Annotated in this window: 12 protein-coding genes; 1 reads left to right on the plus strand and 11 read right to left on the minus strand. The window is 41.2% G+C overall.

Annotated features, from left to right (window positions below):
• Positions 1 to 177 precede the first annotated feature (177 nt).
• Complete coding sequence (locus ABE504_RS22745) at positions 178 to 459, minus strand: hypothetical protein (protein WP_430093018.1); 282 nt, start codon at positions 457 to 459, stop codon at positions 178 to 180.
• 183 nt (positions 460 to 642) lie between these two features.
• On the opposite strand from ABE504_RS22745, the gene ABE504_RS22750 reads away from it, so the two are divergent.
• Positions 643 to 987: a helix-turn-helix domain-containing protein gene (locus ABE504_RS22750; RefSeq protein WP_430093021.1), complete on the plus strand. Its 345-nt coding sequence runs from the start codon at positions 643 to 645 to the stop codon at positions 985 to 987.
• Between the two features lie 142 nt (positions 988 to 1,129).
• Here ABE504_RS22750 and ABE504_RS22755 read toward each other — a convergent pair whose 3' ends face one another.
• The 10 genes from ABE504_RS22755 to ABE504_RS22800 form a co-directional block, all read right to left on the minus strand.
• Complete coding sequence (locus ABE504_RS22755) at positions 1,130 to 2,110, minus strand: restriction endonuclease (RefSeq protein WP_430093024.1); 981 nt, start codon at positions 2,108 to 2,110, stop codon at positions 1,130 to 1,132.
• 16 nt (positions 2,111 to 2,126) lie between these two features.
• Positions 2,127 to 4,532: a DUF2357 domain-containing protein gene (locus tag ABE504_RS22760; protein ID WP_430093027.1), complete on the minus strand. Its 2,406-nt coding sequence runs from the start codon at positions 4,530 to 4,532 to the stop codon at positions 2,127 to 2,129.
• Entirely contained in the window at positions 4,504 to 6,744 is a 2,241-nt protein-coding gene (locus tag ABE504_RS22765; RefSeq protein ID WP_430093028.1) for an MrcB family domain-containing protein, read from the minus strand. Before ABE504_RS22765 ends, ABE504_RS22760 begins: the two co-directional genes overlap by 29 nt.
• 43 nt (positions 6,745 to 6,787) lie before the next feature.
• Positions 6,788 to 7,531: an NERD domain-containing protein gene (locus ABE504_RS22770; protein ID WP_430093030.1), complete on the minus strand. Its 744-nt coding sequence runs from the start codon at positions 7,529 to 7,531 to the stop codon at positions 6,788 to 6,790.
• Between the two features lie 182 nt (positions 7,532 to 7,713).
• Entirely contained in the window at positions 7,714 to 9,195 is a 1,482-nt protein-coding gene (locus tag ABE504_RS22775) for a recombinase family protein (RefSeq protein ID WP_430093032.1), read from the minus strand.
• Positions 9,192 to 9,359 (minus strand): hypothetical protein, encoded by a 168-nt coding sequence (locus tag ABE504_RS22780; protein WP_430093034.1) that lies wholly within the window; start codon positions 9,357 to 9,359, stop codon positions 9,192 to 9,194. The genes ABE504_RS22775 and ABE504_RS22780 overlap by 4 nt, the downstream gene beginning before the upstream one ends.
• Positions 9,360 to 9,375: 16 nt before the next feature.
• Positions 9,376 to 10,281 carry a phage/plasmid replication domain-containing protein gene (locus ABE504_RS22785; protein ID WP_430093035.1) on the minus strand — a complete coding sequence of 302 codons (906 nt, stop codon included), beginning with the start codon at positions 10,279 to 10,281 and terminating at the stop codon, positions 9,376 to 9,378.
• Between the two features lie 470 nt (positions 10,282 to 10,751).
• Entirely contained in the window at positions 10,752 to 11,453 is a 702-nt protein-coding gene (locus tag ABE504_RS22790) for a CPCC family cysteine-rich protein (protein ID WP_430093039.1), read from the minus strand.
• A 34-nt stretch (positions 11,454 to 11,487) separates the two neighbouring features.
• Entirely contained in the window at positions 11,488 to 11,820 is a 333-nt protein-coding gene (locus ABE504_RS22795) for a hypothetical protein (RefSeq protein WP_430093042.1), read from the minus strand.
• 100 nt (positions 11,821 to 11,920) lie between these two features.
• Complete coding sequence (locus ABE504_RS22800) at positions 11,921 to 12,973, minus strand: hypothetical protein (protein ID WP_430093044.1); 1,053 nt, start codon at positions 12,971 to 12,973, stop codon at positions 11,921 to 11,923.
• Positions 12,974 to 13,017: the final 44 nt, after the last annotated feature.

A 13,017-nucleotide genomic window follows, 5' to 3' on the forward strand; every position in this document is an offset into this window, starting at 1 on the left:
AATTCCTATTCAAATCACCAACCAGCCTTTGCTGGCGCCTCTTACACCAAATGGACAACCCAGACTACAGCTGCTTCTTCTCATTCAGTTGATCAAACCGGACATTTGTAGTAGACATTGCACAAGTGTTGATATCTCCGCGCGGGAACAGTTGGATTAACCAAATGGCGCTACTCATTACGAAGTACCTATTGACACCACCTGAGACTGTTGGCTTCTTAGCTTGTTCTCGAGAATGCCCTTTTCCAGCCTAACATGGAGCAGCTCCGTATCGAGGTCTTGGGCGATCGTGTGTACCGAAGTCAGAATATCCTCCGCGGTGAGGATATGAATCTGATCTGCGTTATGGGAGACGTATTCTAGCAAGATGTCGATGAAATCTCGGCAGAGGCGGATTCTCTGGGTTAGCGTCGCTTCCTCTTGGAGCGTTGTTTCGAGTTGGGTTTGGTTGGGTTGCATGGGGGTACCTCCGAGTGTTTGATAACTACAGTCACTAACGTTTAAATTCTTTCATTTGTGTTAACCCTAAGAAATGTGATTATCACAAAAATAAACTTATAAGTGTAATTATGTACATTCTACACTAATATTGGTCTGTTAGCTACATGAATTAAAACCTACTCTATTAATGAGGTGGTTAGCTTGGGCAACTTACGGAATTTGATTGGCAAACAAATCAGAATGATACGAAAACAAAGGGGACTCTCCCAAGAGAAGCTCGGGGAATTGGCACAATTGAAGAATTCATATATTGGGGATGTCGAAAGAGGCGCCCGGAACATCTCTCTTGACTCATTGGAAAAGATTATAACTGCACTGGAAACTGATCTTGGGACTTTCTTTAAATTTAGTGAGATTGATATCGCATCGAATGATGTTGATAAACAAGAGTCATTAGAAGTTCATACACAATTTCTTCAGGATAGGACAAATGATGAGATTAAGCTTATACATAAGATAACGAGGGATATTTTGAATGGAAAGTAAAAAGAGCGACTACCGTCATCAGTAATCGCTCCTTGTCATTCAACTATGACTTCACGCAGCTTTCCTCACTCTTCTTTTGTAAGTTATCACTTTGAATCTCCTAGTATAATAGTTTGAGATTTTCATGAGTGCTAAAGCTCAATTATATCGACGTCGTATGTCTACATTTTGGAAATGTTGAACAACCCCTAAATTGCTTCCCCTCTTTACTTTTCCTAATAACCATTGGAGCACCACATGAACAAATCATCTCATTAGAGGCAGATGCTTCAGCCTGTGACCTCCGTATCACATCACGAGCGGATTGCTCCACTGCTCTTGTTTTCGTGCTTTGTTTGGTTGGCGTCCATTTCCCCCATGCCTTTAGCTTCTGTTCCAATATAGCCCCATGCCAGTAATCAACTTTAAACTTATCTGCCTCTTTTTTAGCTGGTTCTGTTAAATCTGATGTAGTAATTAGTAGCGATAGGATGCAGTCATGATTTCTCTTTGCCCCAACTAATTCCCGTACAATTCCAACACCTACATGGTTACGATCTGCATAGCATTTGGCTTGTACAGCGGTTTTCTCTCCACGTTGGTCAATGATAACAAGGTCCACTCCGCCATCCTTTCCTCCTACACCAACTTCATGAACCGTATATCCTTGATCACGAAAGTACAGCGCTAGCAAACGCTCGAACTCGGCCCCCGATAACCGACTAAACGAACTTTCTAGGATTGCTTGATCCGATTTTTCTTGTACTGATCGCAGCGGTTGCTTTTTACTTGGACGACTAGAATTTTTCTTAGTTTTCTTCATACCGCTCGTTCTCTTAGATGGCATTAAACCCATAATGATACCAAACATGACAATCAAAGCTATAAACCCTATTACGAAGCCTGTCGTTGTCCAGTTTTTGGTGATGTCTTTTACTTTATCGAAGTTATCTACACACTTAAATAAAATGAAAGCTGCGCCAATAAACCACACGAAGGATGCAAGTTTTTCCGGTACCCATTTAGCCAAAAATTGATAATAAATAATAGCTCCCAGGAATGAGAAGATTACAATCACTGCTGCAACGAATACGAAAGGATACAGTAACGTCTGATTCATCAGTTGGCCTAATTCACTATTCATACTTAAAGAGTTCCCCCTACTCAACCTCAATCCCCACAACCGCACTCCCCAGATCCACGTGCTCCCGATCTAAAGCCACACGAACCTTTCCAACACGCCGCTTCTCGCGCCACTCTCTTAACTCTTCTTCCGTCTCAAGACGAAGCTCTGACACTTCCTTCGCCCGATTAAACATGTAATCAGTCGTATACAAAATCCGATAAATCCCGTGCCCCGCTGGCGTAATCGGTTCTGTCCTTTTCACCCAAGACTCCACATCAAACCTTACATAAAGCTCATCCGAAGCCCCCCGGCTAGACGGGATTTCCTTAATCGCTGAGCGTGGAACAACCTTCCAGTCTCTAATCCTCCCGTACCAGCTGATCCCGGCGCTCTCCGCACCAAACAGACGAATAGACTGGTATAACGCCACAAACTCAAGCTGAGTAAGCACTTTATGGTCCGTAATATTCCGCAACGGGGTGTGATAAAAACCAAACTTCAACGCAGCATCCAGTTGATCTGCTTTACTTAACGCCCCAACCAAAACATTTTTCCCAGACATTTTGTCCTTATAATACTCTTTTGTTCCACGCGGCTGCGTCGATCGCTCATAGGCCTTTTCTGGACTATCCATGATAATGTCATCCAAGAACTTCTCCATAAGGCTTGTTGAGTTCGGCAAGAACGGAAACGCACCAATATTAATGAGCTCCACACTGCGATAAAACTTATGCTGCTTGAACCGCTCCTCATCATGGTAAGGAAACAGCACGTATGCACCAAACATACTACGCTCGTATTCCCGGCCTTTCCCCTCAGTAAAAACAATTGCATCCCGATACCGATGCATCGTATTAATGTCATCTTCCTCTGGCCCCGGCATACGATACTTTTCGTAATAGGGCGTGCCCTCATAGCCTGAATTAATCCGATACTTAGCATCAAAAACATACTTATACTCAGCCGCGGCATCATTCTTCTTCAGTGTTAGAACATTATCCGGCCTTTGCGCTAGCGTTGGGCTCGAATCTCCTTTAGGCAGCGCATTATAAAATAAGGTGAAAATCTCCCCATTCTTCGAGTTCCGATACACCATCTTCGCTGATTGGGATTTATCCAATGTCACAAATAACCCGCTTCGATTCACAGAAATAATATCTTGTTTGAGCAGCTCATACTTCTTACTTAGGAGATGATGAATTTTTAAAAAGCACCAGTACTCGTAGAGCTGCGCCAAATCCTTCATCGATAAACGGAAGAGATCGTTTTGAATGGAAAGACCTTTTAACAACATTAAGTAATAGCGATACACCTCGCGGTAACCCGAAGCCATCTGCAAGACTAATGAAATCGTAAACTGCCGCATCTCCCCAACGTTCAGGAAATCATGCTGCAACAACCGCTGAACCTGATTCATCATCAGGTTAATCTTCCTAGTCAGTTCAGGGTCTTCAACGCGACCTTTCTGCAATACGCGTGCTTTAACGTCCTTCAGCTTTTGCCCTACTCGGACCAAAACCCACTTCACAAAGCGGTTCTCAGCCGTATCGTAATGAACATGCCGCTTTGTCTCCAAGAGATGGGTTGGCGTATATCGCTGACCATTCACTTCTATGATGCCACGTGAAGCATCCTTCGCTAACAATTGAGGACGCTTGCTTAGAAAAGCAATGTTCTCTTTGCCAGCCTTCTTCACGCGCGATGCGTCAACTAGACGATTCTCACTCTGTAGCTTAGAATGGGGAGCTAGCTGAATTCGCTCAACAGCTTGCGTAAGCTGTACAAATACATGCTGCAATATCGTAAAATACTCCGTCAAGCTCTGGTGATTCGTTTCTTTTAACCCCGTTAAATTGTACGTCTTCCGCAAAAAGTCAAAAGACAAATTATAGATCTGCTCATTCACATCATGAAGAATCATTTGATAGTCGTTCTTGTAATCGATTTTCGAAGGAAAAATCTCCAACTGTAGCCGAAAGATTGCCTCTCCACCTAGTCGGAGCTCGAGCTCTGTGAATCCGACTTCATTTTGAAAATTGAGAACACCCGATAAAATCATTTTCCCTAGCGGTTTTACAGCCTGCCTTACATGAAGATTCTCATGGTAAAAGGTTAAGGGGATGTCTGCTTTCTTTTCAACAACCAGCTCATACCCCTGAGTCTCATAAAACGTTGGTGTCGCCGCGTCACCAGCACTCCACGACACCATCTCCCTGGAAGCGTGAGAATAAATGGAGATAGCCTCGATCTCTAGCGAATCTATCAGTGGATCTATATGAAAATGAGCATTCACCCACTCCTCATTCTCACTCCGATGCAGACTCAACGTTTCAACGGTGGGATGGAATGGCTTCCCTTGCAAATATAGATTAAATAGATTCGTCTCTACTCTCAGCAGTTCCCTGCTCTGATTAAGAGAGCCAGTATGAGGTGAAGCCATCTTCCTCTAACCTCCGTAACATGAAGGCAATTTTCCTAGCGCTTTGCGGATATTTGGCAGAAGTTATAAACTCTTGTGATGTATAGAGCTTGGAAGCATCTTCTCTGTACTCGGCTAACGGTATATTCCGGTTGAGTGTAATCTGCATTAGTTGCAGCAAAGCTGTCTTTACAGAGAGATTGCTGCCTTGAATGCGCGGCAGGATCTTTTGAAGCAGCTGCATATCAAATGCTGCATCTTTGCCTAGTAGACTGAACCGTTCATTGTAAATCATATAGAAACACACGGCATCCCGAATTCGGAACCCTACATGAGAATGAATCTGTTCGAGTATGCCGTTGATTTTGACTAATAACTCCGTTGTCTCTTCGGTTAGTAGCTTGTAATCCCGATACACGTCAACTAATTGCAGGTAATCACTCCGCAGAAGCGAATTAGGCGGATAAACTGCATCCTCGGTCGTTCCCACCTCGTCATTACTCGGATACTGACCTAAATGAATATAGTTAAATTCAATTGTGTTCGCGCGGTCCAGCACCTTTTTACTAAAAGGGTGTGTCGTCTCGTCCATATTGACTGTGCCAACGATATACACATTATCCGGGAAATATAGATTCCCGAATACCTGCTTATCTGCCTCATTTTGTAGAGAGTCTTGATGAATGAGAGGTGTCGTCACGATTCGGCTATCCCGCCACTCTTGCGTCTCAAGAACGCTTAGGAAGTCACTGAAATAATGCTCCACCCTAGCTAAGTTCATCTCATCCAAACAGATAAAATAGGGCCGATGCTGATTGCGGGGCTTGGACGCCTCCACTAGCACTTCTGTTAATTTTCCAGGTCGGAAAGCACCGGATAAGTCTTTGTACCCCAGCAGATCCGAGGGATCGCTCCAATCAGGTCTGACTGGAATGAGTGTAAACTGACCATTCTGTGCCGTGGCCCCTACCGCCTCTGCAAAAAGCTTCACAAGCTTTGTTTTTCCCGTCCCAGATACCCCCGCAAGGATAACGAAAGGCTTCGCTTTTAGGGAAAGATAAAAATTCTCGATCCAGTGATCCGGGTACATAAAGCCTTTGTCGGCGATGAAGTTTTTAATCTTCGCTACTCGTTCACTTACCGTTAATGGGTCCACAAGAGGTTGCTCCTCCCATTCTTCTTCCTGATCGTCATTCTGATCAACAACCGACTCCTGACGTTCGTCTCTGATATAAAGGACATGATTTACATACTCGTTGTAATTCGTTACAGCATTTCTTAGATCGGCAATCAGTTGTTCGTCATCTGGAAGATGATCCACATCGTATCGGTAATAAGCGACTGTCGATACCTGATAATCTTGGCCGAGCCCACCTGAGGTTAAGTATATGTTATCGTCCTTTGTCATGCCTTCTAATGGTAGTAGTTCACGGATTTCTCGGACCTTCTCTTTGAAGTATTGATAAGCAGCGGGTCTTCCTTTAGTTTCAACGGGAATCGTAACGCCTTGCATGAATGTAAGATAAAGCGACTTCATATCTTCAGCGAAAAGATACACCAGATACTCCCCCTGGCGGGTAGTCTCTGTCAGTCGCTTATCCATGATAGCGATCCACGGGATCGTCGCCCAATTGCCTTGACCTATGGATCCCTGAATTTTAAGATCAGCGTGAATGAACGGAAGCTTCTTTAGCTCCGCTGGAATGACTTGGCGCATTAAGTTCCCTAGGCGGTGTCCAGCAAGAGGCTCTCTCTTCGCCGTTAGATATGTAGATAATACATCCGATAGAGCTTCCTTCAGTGAAAAAGAATTCTGGCTCTGCTGCTGATAATAGGACTCAAGTTCAGTTTGAGCATAATCGTAGAGCTCGGTTAAAACATCCTGTGGCCAAGAATCGTAAAGATCTTTTTTAAATCCAATCGTATCTCTCGTTTGCTCCAAAATAGTCGAAAGCGCAGAAATTGGCGTGGAGATCACGGATTGAATATTGGCTATGCTCATACTTCCCCAGCTCGTCCCCGCTTTCTCCGGGGGCTGATCAACCAAAAGGCCGTTCGACTCTCTTTCCTGGAGAAGCGATAAGAAGCGTTGCTTTATGTGTTGCAGAGAAGCTTCTCTCTGCCCCGTAACCTGCATTTCTGTAAGGAGTGCAAGGATGAGGACCATTTTGTAGGACTTTTGCTTATGAGAAAATATGTGACTAAGTTCATTTGGGAGCGTCAATGTTTTCAAATAAATTCACCTTATTCTTTTTAGATATTAATGACAGCTGCACTCATGCATGCTTATGGATAAATCTACATTTCGGATAATTTCCGCATCCTTTAAATGGGCCGTACTTGCCTCTACGTTCTACAAGGGTACCTCCACACTTCGGGCACTCATCTTTTGCAATCGTATTAGATTTGTCAACCATTTCTTGCTGAATAGCCTTAACGTGTTCCTTTTTCACCTTCTTATCCTGTAAGCTGGCTGACTGAAATGTTTGAAGCAATTTCTGCACATCCTCTTGTGGAATAACGGATTCATTATACTTCTCAATCGTTTTAATTAAGTATTTCGAATAAATAACCTCTGAGGTGACATTCACCTTTAAATCAGCCTTTAAGCTAAAAGAAATAATCGAAATGAATGGAATCTGTTCAAAATCAGGCGATAGCGCCTTCAATGCTTGAATGTGCCCGTAGTTCTGCCTAATTGGATTATACAGCTTTTCTTTCCTTTTATAGATAACCTGAGTCCAATATTCTGAACGTTCGTCGCCCAGAATCCAGCCGTTATAGTTCTTCGTCTCAATGACGAAGACACCATATTCTGAAATGACGATGTGGTCAATCTGTGTGGTCTTACCTTTAACGGATGGGATTGTAATGTCGTTTAAGATGAAGTATTTTGAGTTATCTAATTTGTTTAATCTATACGACACGAACTTTTCGCCGATAAGGCCTTTGAATTTCGGGGATTTTAGAAGGATTGTAAGGATGAACATCGCGGCTAGGAGTGTTAGGTAGGTGTACATATGGACTCTCCTTTATATGGATATAGTCGAATTGTACCATGTCTTTTGTCTTATTTGGTAGGAATTTGTAGTGGGAATAGAAAAAAAGAGTGTCTATAGTAAATAGACACTCTTTTTCTGTTAGGCTTTGAGAAGTACTACGCACTCCACATGACTTGAGTGTCGGTCACTGAATTAATGGCTTAAAGAAAAGCAGAGGGAGGGGCAAATCTGTAACGGATTTGCGGTATCCCATCTGCTGTAACTTCGATTCTTTCCACCAACCTATGAAGCATATCGGAAGTAAGGTCCTTTAATTTCATGAACCTTTGCAGTTCTTCCTTCATCCGAGCGACCATAACGTCCAATCCTTTAGTCTGCGCCACGTTAGATAATGTAGACTTCTTCAATTGAAGTTGTTCGATGCTACTGTTAATTTCAGCAGTAACATCCTTGTATTCAGCCTCAGTAATTTTATCCGATGCTAAGAGTCTGATTATTGCCTTTCGCTCATCGTTTAGCTTCTGAAGCTGTTTATCTACTACTTCTAATTGCTTAGTAAGCTGTTTCCTTGATTTTGTCGCCTTTGCCTCAACCCGCTCCAACACGTCCTTCTGATTCAAGGCCTCCGTCCATGTACGGATATCTTCAAGGATGATAGACTTTAGAGCCTCTTCCTTTATGGTGTGCTGTCCGCATACATGTTTGCCATGTTTCAGATGAGTTCCACACACGTAACCTTTTCGATTCTTCAGGTACCAAAGGCTTTGACCACAATCTGCACAGTAAGCAACATTAGTAAATAGATGCTTTTTGCATTTAGGTCGTTTCTTCTTACGGCTTTCCATATGTCTCTGCACAGCTTCAAAATCTTCACGGGAGACAATAGGCGCATGAGCACTAGGGATAACTACTTGAGCGTTCTTGGCAACCTCTGCCCTTACCTTGCTTGTAACGCTTAATGTTGTTTCTCGGCATAGGACGAGATCACCTGTGTAATGAGGGTTAGCTAGGATTTTCTTAATGGTCGTTCCTTGCCAGTAAAGCCCCGCATTAACTTTGTCGGCTACTTGAGCAGGTGTAGGAAATCCTTCTTTTGTTAAGGTCCTGGCGATGGAATCGAAACCCTTTCCCTCCAAGTAAAGCCGATACACTCTTCTTACTACATCAGGCGTTTCATCATTTCTGATGTATAGCTTTCCTTCCTGTACAACATAACCGTAAGGAGGGATAGAACCCTTAAACTTTCCTTTTTGAGCCTGATTACGTAGAACAGCTTTAATTCGTTCACTGGTTCTCTGTGACTCTTGCTCGTACATCCATGCATAAAGCCCGAACATATTGCGGTTGCCTTCGATTGTGTTAACGGCATTATCGAGGGTGATAATGTGAGTACCGCTTCTTTCAGCCATATCTTTTATCTCGTAAGATAGCTTGCCATTACGAGCCAAACGAGATAATTCTTTGGCTAAAATCACATCAAACTTCCGTTGTTTTGCATCCTCTATAAGCCTTTGCAAATTCGGTCGTTTGTCGGTAGTTCCACTTTCAACATCTTGATAAATACCATACAACTCCCACCCTTTGTCCTCAATAAACTTAAAGAACAATGATTGTTGGTTATCGAGGCTTTTCTTCTGTTCCTCTTTATCGGTTGAAACACGAATATATACTGCACATCTCATGATAAACCTTCTCCTTTATCACAAGATGCATCGGTGTCAGTATCTTCATTATACTCGTTCTGATTAAGTTCTTCTAATACCCTTTCGATTTCACAATCAATCAACGGCAGAAACAAATCTAAGAAGGACTTACCTTCTTCTGCAAAGATTCTAATAGCTGTCATAGTAGCCCCTCCTAGATTAATTTATAGCCGAATAGCTAATTTCAAGTGGACTTAGTGTAGTAGTTCGGGGACTCTTTTCAAGTAACTTCATACGATTACTGAAGGTTCCCTGTCTGTATAGCTGTTTCATGGTTGCATACCCAAATGCTTTGCCAAGTGAGGTAAATCCAATTAACGTTTCCGCTACCTGCACACTGTTCAGTGATTTAAGCCATTCCATGGTTAATTCTCGAGTATCACTAAACACAAGGTACGGGCTGATTTTTCTTGTGATAAAGACAAAGAACTCCTTTGTAAGCAAATATGATGCTCGCTTGTCTACAGAGTAGTCTTTTATTTCGTGGTCGGAGGGGGATACCTCCATTCTCAAGATTCCTTTTGCTTGCTGAATTGCACTCGATGGTGCGTCTTTTCTTCGCCGCTCTTTCTCCTTGTCGTAAAACATGATTCTACTGCTATTGTTTCTCCAAATTACCGTTTCGGTTTGGTTGTAAGTGACGGTGTCTTTTCTCGGATACTTCATAAGCGATAGTTGAGAGAGATAATCCGTAACTTTACTACCAACATTGAAGTTCCAACAAACGTCTATCCTCTTAACTTTCCATTCGCTACGGTCAATATCAACTCTTAATTCATTGCGGAGTTGATGTGAAAGCATCGTGAAGAAAGCATCAACATCCTTCGATGTTAGAAGGCTGATATTCTCACCGAAAAGGAATATTGGAATAGATAATTCTACTTCAAGCACAAAAGTAGAAGAGTTGTATTTAACATATGGTATCTGACCACATGGAAATGTAAAGACATCCGTAATGACTCCGGTATTTTTATCAAGATAAGTAGTTACTTTCGCATCTAGCGTATCAAGAATAATCGACTCAACTACGATATTCTCAGCCTTTAGGCGAACTGTATCAAACACAACAAATCTCCCCCTGTAAAGTCAAAATCTTGTTGTTAATTTACGGTGTTACAGGAACTTGATTGGTGTGCACAGCCAATTGCTCCTTACAGTGAGAATGATCGTGACAAGTGCCTGTTTAGTTGCGATGCTTATCTAACAACCTTCCCGCCCTCCCTATCGTTTTACCTTTAGCTTCTGTTGCGATTGTGCATTTACGTTGTCATCTTCAATAAAACGTAAGAAAGCGAAGGTAAGGTTATTGCCCTTTTTTATGGTGGTATCTAGATATTTTCAGGTTATTACTGAAGTGCTTATTTGATAAGGAAGGTTATACTTTTCGGTCGTCCTAATGTACGCACAATATGTTTCAGAAAAATTCGTACAGGCATAATAAAGGTTATTAATGTTGGAGAGATGAATATCGCTTTAATCGGCACCCACCCCCATAACAAAAAAACCTCAGAGAATAGTCTCTGAGGCCTTGTTACTTACCTACAAAACATATTTATATCATCTAAAGCTGAATTAGCATGCCCTCTAACAAATGAACTTTCATCATTTAATGCATCATTGATAAGTGGAATAATCAATTCCTTATTAACTGCTCCATGTATTCTTGCTATATGACCAAAGCAAAGAATTGCTATACCCCTTATATTTTCATTTTTATGCTGAGAGTATCGAACCATCAGTTCTTGTATAAACTCTCCATCATCCGCATTTAATGCCAGGGATAGCAAGCCCTTTACGATTGTGTCAGGGTTATCGGAATTAATCAGGTTTATGATCTCTTGATTTTTCTCTATGTTGTTGCTGTAATGTTCCACTCTTTCGTGAACAATATCATCTAGTTCCTTTTCGAAGGAGTCTATTTCCTGCCATATTTGTTGGTCAGATTCATTATTTGCGGTTCTAAGTTTTTCAAATGCACTAATTAATTTTTTCTTTGTTTGAACTTCTTTATCCGTTTGTTTTAAGATTCTTTGTCTATCTCTATACATGATGTAGTGTTTTTTGAAGTTTTCACGAGCCTCAGTAAGTGAATAGTCTTGATTTGGTCCGCCCCAAACTTTATCTGCGTGGAGATCATCTTGCCCATCATCTTCCCAATTACATAAACAACAAATCTCCCAACCTCTTCTTTCCTCTAGTGTGGGATAGCCACAACAGGGACAATTAAATCGGGTCATTTGACACTTACCTTTCTTTTTCAGTCATCAACTGCTACTTAAGCTGACCACAGCTAGCACACAACTTTGCGTTTGGCGTTCTCAATGGCTTGCCACAATATTGGCAAGGGTCGCCAAATAAAGATATTTGATGATGCATAATTGCATTATGATGAACGCCTGAAACACCAGTTATTTTTTCGTATTCCTTTACGACAGGCCTGAATCTCTCATCCATAGATAGCTGTTCTAATGGTAGTCCATGCTCTTGCCTAAACTCCTTTGTTGCTTTCATGCAATCACCATATAACTTATGAATCCGAGCATATTCTCCTTCATCTAACATGGGCATTTTACATTTACAACGCCAACACCACACCATTTTCATAGTTTTTCACTCCATATTCTTAGGATTCTTATCACTAAGAGTTAAAGTTAGGAATATTGATTACACAACCACTATTCCTATTAAAACCCACTCTAAATAATCACCTTATATTCTTCTGTATTCTTTCAAACCAAACAGAATCCCATAGAATCATGGCATTAGCCAAAAACCATGTTGACCAAAGAACAGGACTCTTTTCCACCACTCTATGGCAATTTTCATGCATTATTAGTCTATTAATTAATTTTCTTACCGTAACAAATAATTGATCAATATCTTCATCAAAGATCTCTGAGAAGTCCCACCATTTACTCATACTTGGGTGCCCGCCGAAAAAATTTCTTATGTCGTATAATCTAGCTAACTGGTGTTTTTCCTCTCCCGACATTTCGAAAGCAGTCAAAGTTAAATCTCTTTGGTTATCAGTACCATTAATATTCATACGTTCTCTCGCATATTGGTGTATCACGTCTACTGTTTTATCTAGAGAAGTTATAGCTTCTTCATAAAATTCACTGTTTAGTAACTTACACGACTTTAGAAAATTGAAATGTATCCTATGAACAAATGGGTCTAATGAGTTTGATTGGTCAATCAAGCAAAATAACTGTCTCTCGTTTGAACTAAGCCTTTTCTTATAGATTGGATTTGCCTCAGATTTTAATGCTAATTCAAGGCTATTCTTACAAGTACTTTTTTCTTCTAGGATCTTGATCATTTTGTGCCCTCTAAAATCACATGTTCGTCCATAAACAAGATTAATTGACGCAATTACATCTATCATCCGACTCCTAGCTACATATTGAGAAGCAAAATGAAAAAACCATGAGATGACATCATATACATGTTCATCTCTACAAATATGTCGTAGTCCCCTATCCCATGAAGGCATTGTGACACCTATATATAAATTCTCCCTTCTACTATCAGGAGTTATTAATAGTTCTTCACCTTCATAGCTAAAACCTAATTTTTTTGAATTCACTAAATTTCTAATTATAATCTGCACATTTTTATCACTTTCAAACAAATGACTCATCAATACATTATTTAGTGAGTTTGTAAATTTCCTTGTACTGTGTTCAGGTAGATTCGATTGAGCCCATTGGCAAAACTTACTTTTGAACATTTGAGCACTAGGTGTCAATGGCATTTGTACGTCCATCCTTATTAATCAAAATATAAATACCCTCCCGT

Origin of the sequence: Paenibacillus oryzisoli (genome assembly GCF_050467285.1) — a bacterium.
Classification (GTDB): domain Bacteria; phylum Bacillota; class Bacilli; order Paenibacillales; family NBRC-103111; genus Paenibacillus_E; species Paenibacillus_E oryzisoli_A.

Coding starts and splice junctions, on each gene's coding strand:
- ABE504_RS22755 (WP_430093024.1), bottom strand. CDS start 2,110: ATGAATAGTGAATTAGGCCAACTGATGAATCAGACGTTACTGTATCCT.
- ABE504_RS22760 (WP_430093027.1), bottom strand. CDS start 4,532: ATGGCTTCACCTCATACTGGCTCTCTTAATCAGAGCAGGGAACTGCTG.
- ABE504_RS22775 (WP_430093032.1), bottom strand. CDS start 9,195: ATGAGATGTGCAGTATATATTCGTGTTTCAACCGATAAAGAGGAACAG.
- ABE504_RS22790 (WP_430093039.1), bottom strand. CDS start 11,453: ATGACCCGATTTAATTGTCCCTGTTGTGGCTATCCCACACTAGAGGAA.
- ABE504_RS22745 (WP_430093018.1), bottom strand. CDS start 459: ATGCAACCCAACCAAACCCAACTCGAAACAACGCTCCAAGAGGAAGCG.
- ABE504_RS22780 (WP_430093034.1), bottom strand. CDS start 9,359: ATGACAGCTATTAGAATCTTTGCAGAAGAAGGTAAGTCCTTCTTAGAT.
- ABE504_RS22770 (WP_430093030.1), bottom strand. CDS start 7,531: ATGTACACCTACCTAACACTCCTAGCCGCGATGTTCATCCTTACAATC.
- ABE504_RS22800 (WP_430093044.1), bottom strand. CDS start 12,973: ATGCCATTGACACCTAGTGCTCAAATGTTCAAAAGTAAGTTTTGCCAA.
- ABE504_RS22795 (WP_430093042.1), bottom strand. CDS start 11,820: ATGAAAATGGTGTGGTGTTGGCGTTGTAAATGTAAAATGCCCATGTTA.